The sequence below is a fragment of the Bradyrhizobium sp. WSM1417 genome, from assembly GCF_000515415.1.
Lineage (GTDB): Bacteria > Pseudomonadota > Alphaproteobacteria > Rhizobiales > Xanthobacteraceae > Bradyrhizobium.
Map to the genome: position 1 here is coordinate 1790109 of NZ_KI911783.1, position 12099 is coordinate 1802207.

12 protein-coding genes are annotated in these 12099 nt (G+C 64.1%); 5 read left to right on the forward strand and 7 right to left on the reverse strand.

Annotated features, from left to right (window positions below; all coding sequences use genetic code 11):
* Positions 1–21 precede the first annotated feature (21 nt).
* Positions 22–2898 (reverse strand): EAL domain-containing protein, encoded by a 2877-nt coding sequence (locus BRA1417_RS0108605; RefSeq protein ID WP_026232774.1) that lies wholly within the window; start codon positions 2896–2898, stop codon positions 22–24.
* Positions 2899–3052: 154 nt separating this feature from the next.
* On the reverse strand, positions 3053–4051 hold the full coding sequence (locus BRA1417_RS0108610) for an NAD(P)H-quinone oxidoreductase (RefSeq protein WP_027515494.1): 999 nt from the start codon (positions 4049–4051) through the stop codon (positions 3053–3055).
* 111 nt (positions 4052–4162) lie between these two features.
* Between BRA1417_RS0108610 and BRA1417_RS0108615 the strand changes: the two genes are divergently transcribed.
* Positions 4163–4354 carry a DUF1192 domain-containing protein gene (locus BRA1417_RS0108615; protein WP_027515495.1) on the forward strand — a complete coding sequence of 64 codons (192 nt, stop codon included), beginning with the start codon at positions 4163–4165 and terminating at the stop codon, positions 4352–4354.
* A 537-nt stretch (positions 4355–4891) separates the two neighbouring features.
* Positions 4892–5401 carry a DUF1465 family protein gene (locus BRA1417_RS0108620; protein WP_027515496.1) on the forward strand — a complete coding sequence of 170 codons (510 nt, stop codon included), beginning with the start codon at positions 4892–4894 and terminating at the stop codon, positions 5399–5401.
* Between the two features lie 164 nt (positions 5402–5565).
* Here BRA1417_RS0108620 and rpmE read toward each other — a convergent pair whose 3' ends face one another.
* A complete protein-coding gene (gene rpmE, locus BRA1417_RS0108625) occupies positions 5566–5793 on the reverse strand; it encodes a 50S ribosomal protein L31 (protein WP_007599895.1) in 228 nt (75 codons plus the stop codon).
* Positions 5794–6037: 244 nt separating this feature from the next.
* Between rpmE and BRA1417_RS0108630 the strand changes: the two genes are divergently transcribed.
* A complete protein-coding gene (locus tag BRA1417_RS0108630; protein WP_027515497.1) occupies positions 6038–7864 on the forward strand; it encodes an ABC transporter ATP-binding protein/permease in 1827 nt (608 codons plus the stop codon).
* Between the two features lie 409 nt (positions 7865–8273).
* Positions 8274–8645: a nuclear transport factor 2 family protein gene (locus BRA1417_RS0108640; RefSeq protein WP_027515498.1), complete on the forward strand. Its 372-nt coding sequence runs from the start codon at positions 8274–8276 to the stop codon at positions 8643–8645.
* Between the two features lie 118 nt (positions 8646–8763).
* Here BRA1417_RS0108640 and BRA1417_RS0108645 read toward each other — a convergent pair whose 3' ends face one another.
* The gene (locus BRA1417_RS0108645) at positions 8764–9183 is read right to left on the reverse strand and encodes a nuclear transport factor 2 family protein (protein WP_027515499.1); all 420 of its coding nucleotides are present in this window, start codon (positions 9181–9183) and stop codon (positions 8764–8766) included.
* Between the two features lie 129 nt (positions 9184–9312).
* Here BRA1417_RS0108645 and BRA1417_RS0108650 point away from each other — a divergent pair, with 129 nt between their 5' ends.
* Positions 9313–9882 (forward strand): bifunctional transcriptional activator/DNA repair enzyme AdaA, encoded by a 570-nt coding sequence (locus tag BRA1417_RS0108650; protein ID WP_027515500.1) that lies wholly within the window; start codon positions 9313–9315, stop codon positions 9880–9882.
* A 403-nt stretch (positions 9883–10285) separates the two neighbouring features.
* Here BRA1417_RS0108650 and BRA1417_RS0108660 read toward each other — a convergent pair whose 3' ends face one another.
* The 3 genes from BRA1417_RS0108660 to BRA1417_RS0108670 form a co-directional block, all read right to left on the reverse strand.
* A complete protein-coding gene (locus tag BRA1417_RS0108660; RefSeq protein ID WP_027515501.1) occupies positions 10286–10507 on the reverse strand; it encodes a hypothetical protein in 222 nt (73 codons plus the stop codon).
* A gap of 111 nt (positions 10508–10618) precedes the next feature.
* Positions 10619–11068 carry a GNAT family N-acetyltransferase gene (locus BRA1417_RS0108665; RefSeq protein ID WP_027515502.1) on the reverse strand — a complete coding sequence of 150 codons (450 nt, stop codon included), beginning with the start codon at positions 11066–11068 and terminating at the stop codon, positions 10619–10621.
* A complete protein-coding gene (locus BRA1417_RS0108670) occupies positions 11068–12096 on the reverse strand; it encodes a peptidoglycan -binding protein (protein ID WP_027515503.1) in 1029 nt (342 codons plus the stop codon). The genes BRA1417_RS0108665 and BRA1417_RS0108670 overlap by 1 nt, the downstream gene beginning before the upstream one ends.
* Positions 12097–12099: the final 3 nt, after the last annotated feature.

Below are 12099 nucleotides of genomic sequence, written 5' to 3' on the forward strand. Positions count from 1 at the left end.
AAGGGGAGAGGGAAAGAAGAGCTAGCTCGCCGCTTCCAGGCGCACTTCCGTGAGCAGGCGCATCGCGGCGTCGGCGTCCATGGGTTCGCCGAAGGCAAACCCTTGCGCGTATTCGCAGCCCATCTGGTAGAGCTCGACCGCGTCGGAATCGGTCTCGGCACCTTCGGCGACCACGTCCATGCCGAGATCGTGCGCGAGCGCGATGATGGACTTCAGGATCACCGGGCGGGTGCCGCGGTTGGTGGTGCGCACGAAGGATTGGTCGATCTTGATGGTGTCGAACGGGAAGCGCTGCAGATAGGCCAGCGACGAATGGCCGGTGCCGAAATCGTCGAGCGACAGCCCGGTGCCGAGCTCGCGGATCCGCGTCAGCATCTGCGCCGCGTGCTCCGGATTCTCCATCACCAGCGATTCCGTCAGTTCCAGCTTCAACGTGCCGCGCGCGACCGAGGAGCGCGACAGCACGGTGCGGATGTCGTGGATCAGATCGTGGCGCAGCAATTGCCGCGAGGAGACGTTGACCGATGCAAAGATCGGCTCGCGCGAGCGCATCGCGCGCTGCCAGATCGAGAGCTGCTTGGCGGTCTGGTCGAGCACGAACATGCCGAGGTCGATGATCAGGCCGGTCTCTTCCGCGATGGTGATGAATTCCGACGGCGCCATGCGTCCGAGCTTGGGATGATCCCAGCGCACCAGCGCCTCGAAGCCGGCCACTGAACGGTCTTCAAGCCGCACGATCGGCTGGTACAGGATCGTGAGCTCCTGCCGCTCGATGGCACGGCGCAGTTCGCTCTCCAGCGTCAGCCGGTCGGTCTTTCGCGCGCGCATCGCGGACTTGTAAACGTCGATGCGGTCGCCGCCGATGCGCTTGGAGTGATACATCGCAAGCTCGGCGTCCTTGATGATCTCGTCCGTGAGCTGAACTTGCGGATCGGACAAGGCAAGGCCGATCGATGCCGTGAGAAAGATCTCGCGTTCGTTGAAGGCGATCGGCGCGCGGATGGTCTTGCGGATGGTCTCGGCGAAGGCGGTGATGCGGGCGGGGTCCTGCTCCGAGAGCAGGATCAAGCCGAACTGGTCGCCGGCGAGCCGCGCCAGCGTATCCTGCGGCTTCAGGATGCGGGTGAGGCGGCGGGCCAGCGTCAGCAGGATGGAATCGCCGACCGCGATGCCGACGGAATCGTTGACCTGCTTGAAGCGGTCGAGGTCGATCACCATCAGCGTCGGCCGCAGCGTCGGCATGGTCTTGGCAAAATGCGCGACGGCGCCGAGCCGGTCCATGAACAGCTTGCGGTTGGGCAGGCCGGTAAGATTGTCATGCACGGAATCGTGCAGCAGGCGCTCCTCGGCGTTGCGCAGCTCGGTGACGTCGGTGAGGGTGCCGACCACGCGCGAGACCTCGCCGTCGGAGCCGACCACCGGGCGCGCCTTCAGCGCGAACCACATGAAGTGACCGTCCGGCGTGCGCAGGCGGAAATCCTGCACCAGGCGGCCGCGGCGCTGGTCGAGCACGCTGTCGAGCGCGGCGCGGAAACGGTCCTGATCGAGCGGGTGCAGCACTTCCAGCCAGGAGGCGGCCGGGCCTTCCAGCGTGCCGCGCTTGAGGCCGAGCAGGGCCTCGGTCTCAGGACTGGTGAAGACCTTGTCGGCGGAAACGTCCCAGTCCCAGATCAGATCGCCGGAACCGGCCAGCGCCAACGCGCGGCGCTCGATGTCGGAGACGACGCCGGTGGTGGCGCCGCCGCCGGCGAACGCATGTTGCATCACCGTGAAGCCGATCAGCATCACGATCAGCACGAGGCCGCCGAGCAGCGCAGGGCCGACGATGTCGTTGGTGACGGAGCCCGCGACCGTCATGCCGGCCGCGACCACCCAGACCACCAGCAGGAACCAGGTCGGGATCAGCAGCACCGCGCGGTCGAAGCCGTGGGTGGAGAGATAGACGATCAGCGCGAAGCCGGCGAAGGCAATCAACACCAGCGATATGCGCGCGATGCCGGACGCCACCGCAGGGTCGAACAGGGCCAGCGCAACCAGAGAGCCCAGGAACGCGAGCCAGCCCACCGTGATGTGGGAATAGCGCACGTGCCATCGACTGAGATTGAGATAGGCGAACAGGAACACCAGCAGCGTCGCCGCCAGGATCGCCTCGCCCGCCGCGCGCCAGATGCGCTCGGCGTTGTTCGACATGTCGAGCACCTTGCCCCAGAAGCCGAAATCGACGCCGATATAGACCAGCACCGCCCAGGCCAGCGCCGCGGCGGCCGGGAACATGATGCTGCCCTTGACCACGAACAGGATGGTCAGCACCAGCGCCAGCAAGCCGGAGATGCCGATCACGATGCCCTGGTACAGCGTGAACGAGTTGACCTTGTCCTTGTAGGATTCCGGCTCCCACAAATAGAGCTGCGGCAGCTTGTCGGTGCGCAGCTCCGCGACGAAGGTGACGACGGCGCCGGGATCGAGGGTAACGCGGAAGACGTCGGCGGTCGGGCTCTCCTGCCGCTCCGGCCGGTCGCCGGTCGAGGGCGTGATGGTCGCGATGCGCGACAGCCCGAGATCGGGCCACAGCAGCCCCGAGGAGACGATGCGGTAATGCGGGGCGACGATCAGGCGGTCGAGTTGGTCGTCGGTGTTGTTGGCGAGCGCGAACACCACCCAGTTCTGGCCGCCTTCGCGGGCGCGCACCTCGATGCGGCGGACGATGCCGTCGGTGCCGGGCGCGGTCGAGACCTGGATGCGGTCGGCGTCGCTGCGCTGATGCTCGAGCACGCCGGTGAGGTCGATCGCGGGCGCGTCACCGCGGACGCTGACAGCGTCCAGCGCGCGCGCCGGGAACGCGCAGACGAGAATCATGAGGCCCAGCGCTATGGGCGCGAGGCACCTGATCAGACGCAAGGTCAGTTCTCCGCGTTCGACGCAAACTGTTCGGTGCAGGCTCTTCGGTGCACGGCGTTTTCCGAACGGAACAAGGTGGTTCGGTGCGTCGCGATAGATGCCACGAAAGCAAGGAAAATCAAAGGGTTTCCGGCTTGGCCTGTGGGCCGCTGGCCTAGACCTCCAACACAATTTTGCCAATATGTGCCGAGGTTTCCATCCGCCGGTGCGCATCGGATGCCTTTTCCAGCGGGAAAGTGCTGTCCATCAGCGGCTTGACCCGGCCTTCGCGTAAAAGCGGCATCACTTTCGCCTCGATCGCGGCCACCATCGCCGCCTTGTCCGCATTACTACGGGGGCGCAGCGTCGAGCCGGTATGGGTCAGGCGCTTCACCATCACCTTGGCGATGTTGACGGTGACCTTGGGCCCGTTGAGGGTCGCGATCTGCACGATGCGGCCGTCGAGCGCGGCGGCGTCATAGTTGCGATCGACATAGTCGCCGGCGACCATGTCGAGGATCAGATTGGCGCCGGCATTGTTCGTCTCCGCCTTGACCACGGCGACGAAGTCTTCGTCCTTGTAGTTGATGGCACGATCCGCGCCGAGCTTGAGGCAGGCATCGATCTTGTCCTGCGATCCCACGGTGACGATCACCTTGGCGCCGAACGCTTTTGCGAGTTGGATCGCCATGGTGCCGATGCCGGACGAGCCGCCATGGATCAGCAGCGTCTCGCCGGCCTTCAGCCCGCCGCGCTCGAACACGTTGTGCCAGACCGTCATCAGCGTTTCCGGCAGCGCGCCGGCTTCCTTGATCGACAGCGACGGCGGCACGCTCATCGCCTGGCCGTCCTGCGCGATGCAGTACTGCGCATAACCGCCACCGGCGACGAGCGACATCACCTTGTCGCCGATCTTGTGCCGCTTGGCGTTGCTGCCGACGGCCACCACTTCGCCCGCGATCTCGAGGCCGGGCAGGTCGCTGGCGCCGGGCGGCGGCGGATAGGCGCCGGAGCGCTGCGCCACGTCGGGCCGGTTGACGCCGGCGGCCTGCACCTTGACCAGGATCTCGTCGGGCCCGGGCTGCGGCAGCGCCCGCTCTTCCGGCACCAGCACTTCCGGTCCGCCGGGTTTCGAGATGGCGACCACGGTCATTTGCGCGGGCAGCTTGTCCATGATGTGTCCTTGAGCAAAGGTGCGGGATGGAACGAGGCCATTGCTTAGCCAGCGCGGTGCAGGCTGGCAACCGCCTCAGCCGCTTGTGAAGCGAACGCAGGAGGAACCAGGATGGCGATGGAAGACGACGACCGCCCGCGCAAGAAGATCAGCCATGACATCGGACAGGATCTCTCACTCTTGTCGGTGGAGGAACTGACCGAGCGCATCGCGCTGCTCAAGGGCGAGATCACAAGGCTGGAAGAAGCCACAACAAAGAAGCGCGCCTCGCGCGATGCGGCCAACAGTGTTTTCAAGAAGTAGGCTCGAAACAATAGCTGTCGTCCCGGCGGAGGCCGGGACCCATACGCCGTGCGAGCAGTTTTCCGAAGACTCGGAGTTGCCGGCTCGCGCGACGACTTCTCCCTGTGGCTATGGGCCCCGGCCCCCGTGCGCAATTGCGCACTAGGCCGGGGCGACGGGGAGAGTTCGTTCCGCGCACCCACTCGGCCACTGACCGACATGGCTAACGAATCCTCAAAATAATCGCTCGTTTACTCCACATTAAGCTTTCGAGTTTATGACTTGGAACTGTCCTTGTTTGGACACCGAGTGGCTCCTGTCCACTCTGTTTGACGCCTCCCTGTTATCAACTTTCAAAGCCGCCGGTTTTCCGGCGGCTCTTTTTTTGTGCCCGGCTCCGGCTTTTGCGTCTCGCCGCGGTTGAATTCCGGGCAAAGACCCGCGGAAACCATATCCGCGCTTGTCACTGGACTCGGCGTCCCGCCCGCGCAATGATTTGTTCATCATAAGCCGGCGCCAAAGCCGGGCAGTCAGACAGTTGCGTAAGGGGCGTTAACCATGGAACGTTTGCAAGCCGAAGGCGCTCTCGTTCAACTCAGCGAGCGGTTCACCAATTCTGCGGCGTTCGGCATCCTGTTCCGCGAGGGCATGGACCTGGTGGAAGAGACCGCCGCCTATCTCGATGGCGCCGGCCGCACCGAGGCCAAGGCGCTCGATCGTGCCGTCAGCCTCACCTATGCGACCGAGAGCATGCGTCTGACCACCCGCCTGATGCAGCTTGCCTCGTGGCTGCTGCTGCACCGCGCAGTCAAGGAAGGCGAGATGACGCTGGGCCAGGCCAATCGCGAAAAGACCAAGGTCAAGCTCTCCGCCGCCGATCCCGGCTCAACCGACAGCATCGAGAAGCTGCCGTCGCAGCTCCAGGACCTGATCCATCGCTCGATGAGCCTTCAGACCCGCGTGCGCCGGCTGGACACCACCATCCACACCCCGCCGGTCGATCATTCCTCGATCGGCAACCCGCTGGTGCCGCATCTCAACGCGCTGAAGGCGGCGTTCGAGCGGTAAGCCCCGTCATTGCGAGCGTAGCGAAGCAATCCAGAAATCCCTCCGCGGAGACAGTCTGGATTGCTTCGTCGCAAGAGCTTCTCGCAATGACGAGCGTCCCCCAAAACAAAAAAACGCCCCCGGCTCTCCGGGGGCGTTTTCGTCTCCAGCCGCGAGGGGCCGGATCAATCCTTTTTGAGGAAGCCCGAAAACTTCTTCTGGAAGCGCGAAACGCGACCGCCGCGATCCATCAGCTGGGCGTTGCCGCCGGTCCAGGCCGGGTGCGACTTGGGGTCGATGTCGAGGTTCAGCGTGTCGCCTTCCTTGCCCCAGGTGGAGCGGGTCAGGTACTCGGTTCCGTCGGTCATCACGACCTTAATCGTATGATAGTTCGGGTGAATTTCGGCTTTCATGGCAATTCCTCGGCGCCCCGGCGCCTCACTTGAGTGGCTATCGAATGACGGATTTGGCGCGGTCTATACCCCACAGGCCCCTGTAAAACAAGCCATTCCAGGGTCTTGGCAAGGTCTTGGCTAGCCCTTTGGGGTTTTGGGTAGGGGACCGGGCGGCCCCCTAAGGGACATCCCGGATTTGCCACTCCCGCTCGCCCGGCCTATCTGGAGCGGAGCACCTCTCTTTGTCTTTTGGTCGGATCTCATGAGCGCAGTAGAACGGCTTGAAACCGGGCCCGCGGAAGCCCCGTCGATCGAGGCCGACCTGATCGAGGCGCCGGCGAAGAGCCGCGCGAAGCTGCGGCCGCTGCTGGCGCTTGCGCCCTATGTGGCGCGCTATCGCGGCCGGGCGGCGCTGGCCTTTGTCGCGCTGACGATCGCGGCGCTGACCACCTTGCTGGTGCCGGTGGCGGTGCGCAGGATGATCGATTTCGGCCTGACGCCTGAGGGCATCGAGCTGATCAACAGCTACTTCTCGGTGATGATCGCCGTCGTTGCCGTGCTCGCGCTGGCGAGCGCTGCGCGCTACTACCTCGTGATGACGATCGGCGAGCGCATCGTCGCCGATCTCAGGCGCGACGTCTTCGCCCATCTGCTGTCGCTGTCGCCGGCCTTCTTCGATTCCGCGCGCAGCGGCGAGCTGGTGTCGCGCCTGACCGCCGACACCACCCAGATCAAATCCTCCGTCGGCGCCTCGGTCTCGATCGCGCTGCGCAATCTGATGATGTTCTTCGGTGCCGCCGCGATGATGGTGATCACCAGCCCGCGGCTATCGGGCTTCGTGCTGCTGGCCATTCCCCTGATCGTGCTGCCGCTGGTCGCCTTCGGGCGCTGGGTGCGGCGGCTGTCGCGCAATGCGCAGGACACGCTGGCCGAGGCCTCCGCCTATGCGAGCGAGCTCGTCGGTGCGATCCGCACCGTGCAGGCCTATACCAGCGAGAGCCTTGCCGAAAAGCGTTTCGGCGGCGAGGTCGAACAGGCCTATGAAGCCGCGCGCACGTCCACGCAGGCGCGTGCCGTGCTCACCGCCATCATCATCTTCATCGTGTTCGCAAGCGTGGTCGCGATCCTCTGGATCGGCTCGCACGACGTGCTGACCGGCACCATCACGCCGGGCCGGCTCGGCCAGTTCGTGCTCTATGCGGCTTTCGCCGCGGCCGGCCTCGGCCAGCTCAGCGAGGTCTGGGGCGAGATCTCGGCGGCATCAGGCGCTGCCGAGCGCCTGTTCGAGATCCTGCATGTGCAGCCCGACATCACCGCGCCCGCGTCGCCGCGCGCGCTGCCGGTGCCGGCGCGCGGCGAAGTCGGCTTCGATCATGTCAGCTTCGCCTATCCGGCGCGGCGTGACGTCAATGTGCTGGATGCCGTCTCGTTCACCGTGCGCCCCGGCGAGAAGGTTGCGATCGTCGGTCCGTCCGGCGCCGGCAAGAGCACGATCTTCCATCTGCTGTTGCGCTTCTACGATCCGCGCAGCGGCGCGATCTTGCTCGACGGCGTGCCGGTCAAATCCGCCGATCCGCGTGACTTCCGTTCGCGCATCGCGCTGGTGCCGCAGGAATCCAACGTGTTCGCGGCCAGCGCCCGCGACAACATCCGCTTCGGCCGGCCCGATGCCACCGATGCCGAGGTCGAGCGCGCGGCCGAGCTCGCGCACGCCGCCGAGTTCATCCGGCGCCTGCCCGAAGGTTTCGACACACCGCTCGGCGAGCGCGGCGTGACGCTGTCCGGCGGCCAGCGCCAGCGCATCGCCATTGCGCGCGCGATCCTGCGCGATGCGCCGCTGCTGCTGCTCGATGAAGCCACCTCCGCGCTCGATGCCGAAAGCGAGACGCTGGTGCAGACCGCGCTGGAAGAGCTGATGCGCCACCGCACCACCCTCGTCATCGCGCACCGCCTCGCCACCGTCTTGTCCTGCGACCGCATCCTGGTGATGGACCAGGGTCGGATCGTCGAGCAGGGCACGCATGCGGAGCTGGTGGCCGCGAACGGACTCTATGCCAGGCTGGCGAGGTTGCAGTTCGAGGGGGCGTGAGGCGGAGTAGTTCGGACTGCTGCCCCACTCACAGTGTCATCGCCCGCGCAGGCGGGCGATCCAGTACTCCGAGACGGAAGTGATCAACCGATAAGCCGCGGCGTACTGGATTCCCCGCCTGTCGCGGGGAACGACAGCGGAGATATTGACGCTTCGCGCCCCATCGTCTTCCTTCATGCGGGCGGATGAAGAATGCTTGTCAACTCGCGAAGAGCACGATCCGGATCGGCCGTATCGCGAAGTTGGTCGGGCTGCTTTCCAACCGCGCGCAGCGTGAGCGCGGAACGATTTTTACCGAAGGTTGTTGAGGCTCAAGTCATCCGATGTCGTTTCCTGGCATGAGGCCAGCAAGGGAGGCACTTCGTCCGGTCGGCCTTTCGTTCGGTCGAACTCTAAAAGGAAAAATGACATGACGAAAAGCACGCTCGATCTGGCACGTGCCAGGCTAAAGGCATACGCCGACAAGGATCTGACAGCGATCGAAGCGCTTCTTGCGGACGATTATCACTTCTCAAGTCCGATCGACAATGAGTTGGATCGTGCGACGTATCTGCGCCGCTGCTGGCCCAACAGCGAAAAGACCAGTTCGTTCGATGAGGTCATCGCGACCGAGGATGGAAACCGAGCAGTCATCGTCTATGAGGCGGCAGCTGCAGGAGGTCACCGGTTTCGTAATTGTGAGGTAACCACCGCTCGCGGAGACAAAATCGTTCGGGTGGAAGTCTATTTTGGATGGGACATACCTCACAAAGCTCCGAAGGGCGGCTTCATCGAAAAATGATGCGAGGGTCACGCTTAGCAGGATCGGGGGGCGAGGACGCGCTTTTTGCAAGGGCCCGACTGCGATAACCGCCATTGGCTTCCCCCGATAGACATCGGCTTCCGACCCAAAGCAGTTTTCAAAGCGGCTCGAAGATCATCTGCCAGCCCTTTCGGGTGTCCATATATTCGCGAACCAGCTTGATGCGGTCGTCCGAAAGGACGAAGACGAAGCAATAATCATTCTCGTAGGGCTTGCCTCCAGGAAGTGTGGCCCGCATCCGCTCCTCGACCACCACAGTGTCACCATCGGCATGAAGGCCCAGAAAAGAGATCTCGACGTTCGAGAACAGATGATGCATTTCCGTGGCAATGAAGCGTGCGATTTGGTCCGGTCCAATCATGTGGTCGGTGTGCTTGAGAGCGACTGCAGTGGCATTTCCGGCCGGCGCGATCCATTCGGCATCGGGAGTAAACAGCTCCGCGATCAAGCCGGCATCACGGGTTTTGAAAGTCTTCCAGGCATTGATGACGATCTCTTTAGGATTCGTGCTGTTCATTTTTGCTTCTCCAAGTGCTTAGCGGATCTGGGCTCTCTTATAGGAAGAGCGCATCGACATCGCTGGCCGGAATCGGACCTGATCATCCCAAGGCTGTTCTTTTGGCGGCGGTCTACGGTAAAATGAGTCATGCTCAGTTTTGAGGTATGCAACACCGCGCGCTTGCAGCGTGATCCGCGCTATGACGGCCGCTTCTACACGGCAGTGAGGACCACGCGAATCTACTGCCGTCCGGTTTGTCCGGTGAAGCAGCCGTTGACCCGTAACGTGGCGTATTATCAAACTGCGGCGGCCGCCGAGGCTGCGGGATACCGGCCTTGCCTGCGTTGCCGTCCGGAGACCGCGCCCTTCTGTGCTGCCTGGAATGGCACGCGCTCGACAGTCGCGCGTGCCTTGAAATTGATCGATGGTGGCGCGTTGGACGACGGTTCGGTTGCTGCACTCGCCGATCGGCTCGGGGTAAGCTCGCGCCACCTTGCGCGTCTGTTCGAGCGGTATGTCGGGGCCAACCCCCAGCAGGTAGCAAAGACCAGGCGTGTACAGCGGGCGAAGCGCCTAATTGATGAGACAGATGATCAATTGGCCCAGATCGCCTATCGGGCTGGCTTTGGCAGCGTGCGCCGGTTCAACGCCGCCTTTCGCGAGCTCTATGGACGCTCTCCGTCCAGCATTCGCCACCGCCGCAAAGTATCCGCGTGAGACAGGCATCGCCAACGTTGGTCAGCTCGTGGCCTTAGCCGACTGCTCATCAGCTTTTTCTTAAGTCCGATAGGGCAGCCCGCGCCCTGAGCCGCGTGGATGGACCTTGCAGTTCCCCCGGATGTAGCGCCTAATCATGTATCGCCGGCCAAAGGCTCGTCCGTAGGCGTCGGTGCCTGAGAGATGATTTGCGCTCCCGCCTCAACGGGAGTGCGCCTCATGGCCCAGTTATTCAGCAAGGAAACCCGCGAACTCCTGGAGCGGGCGCAGCGCGCGATCGATGAGTCGATCCGCCTTCGCGAAGACAGCCACCGCGCGATCCGCAAAGCCGAAAGCTGGCAGTTCGATCTTGAACTCCGCTTGAAGCGAGAGCGCGTAGGGGCGAGTTACGCGACAGCGCCGCTCATCGACACTTCGGCGACAGCGCCGGCACGTTCGGCCACGGCCAGTTCTTCCAGCTCCCGTCCTCATCAACGCAGGCCGATGGCCCAAGGCCGTTTGTCGGAGCACTCGTCGTCTTGACCGGCGTGGCGAGGCGCTGGTCGACATAGCTCGTCGAGATATATCCGGCGACGATGACGCCGAGCAGGACCGAAGACCCCTTGGCCAGATCGCTCAGTTTCATCGGTCATCTCCATCCGCTTGCCGGCGCAACTCCCCGGCACAACGACTAGCCGACGTCCCGGGATCCCGACGTGACGGGCGTCACGCCCGCCAGAATCAAGGTCGCCAGAATCTAAGGTTGCCACATCATCTTCAGCACCGGCCGGCCCGAGGTCGGGTTCACCTCGTCGCCGGCATGCGCAAAGCCGTTGCGCTCGTAGAACCGGATGGCGCGGCTGTTGTCCTTGTTGACGAGCAGCATCACGCCCGCCGGTGACAGGCGCTTGGCATCATCCACCAGCAGCCGCGCCGCGTCCGAGCCCCAATGCGCGGGATCGACCACGAGCTGGTCGAGATAGCCGTCGCCGTCGATGGTGACGAAGCCGGTCAGTGCGCCGTCCTGCTCCGCCACGACGATCGACGCCTTCGGCACCAGATCCTTGCGCCAGCGCTCGCGCCACCAGTCCAGGCGTGCCGCGAAGTCGATCTGCGGATAGGCCTGCTGCCAGGTGCGATGCCAGAGGTCGATTGCGGCGGCCTCGTCCTCGGGTCGGTAGAGACGGAGGTGGAGAGCGGCGCTCACTACCGCTCCGTCAGCTTCAGCTCGATGCGGCGGTTGCGCTTGTAGGCTTCCTCGGTGTTGGCGGTGTCGAGCGGCTGGAATTCGCCGAAGCCGGCGGCGACGAGGCGCTGGGCGGGCACGCCGAGCGAGATCAGATATTGCACCACCGAGATCGAGCGGGCGGCCGAGAGATCCCAGTTCGACTTGAAGTTCGGACCGTTCACCGGGCGCACGTCGGTGTGGCCGTCGACGCGCAGCACCCAGGGGATCTCGTTCGGGATCTTCTTGTCGAGGTCGATCAGCGCGTTCGCGAGCGTGTCGAGCTCGGCGCGGCCTTCGGGCAGCAGCACCGCCTGTCCGGTGTCAAAGAACACTTCGGACTGGAACACGAAGCGGTCGCCGACGATGCGGATGTCGGGCCGGTTGCCGAGGATCGCGCGCAGGCGGCCGAAGAATTCCGAGCGGTAGCGCGACAATTCCTGCACGCGCTGCGCCAGGGCGACATTCAGGCGAGATCCCAGATCGGCGATTCGATTTTGCGATTCCTTGTCGCGCTTCTCGGAGACGTCGAGCGCTTCTTCCAGTGCCGCCAATTGCCGCCTGAGCGCGCTGATCTGCTGGTTCAGCACCTCGATCTGCGCCAGCGCACGCGCCGAAACCGCCTTCTCGGAGTCCAACGCCTTGCCGAGCTCGGAGGATTTGCCTTGCGCGTCGTTGCCAGCCGCGGCGAGCCCCTCATAGAGGCCCTTGATGCGGTCGCGCTCGCTCTCGGCCGAAGCGAGGCCGGCTTTCAGCGACGAGACCTGGTCGTCGAGCGTGAGCTTGCCGAGCTTCTCCAGCGACAGCAGTTCGTTGAGCTGCGCGATCTTGGCGTTGAGCAGCTCCAGTGCCTTGTCCTTGCCGGTGACCTCCTGCGACAGGAAGAACTGCACCACCAGGAACACCGACAGCAGGAACACGATCGACAGCACCAGCGTCGACAGCGCGTCGACGAAGCCGGGCCAGTAGTTGAAGGAGGTATCGCCGCGGCGGCCGCGCGCCAGTGCCATGTC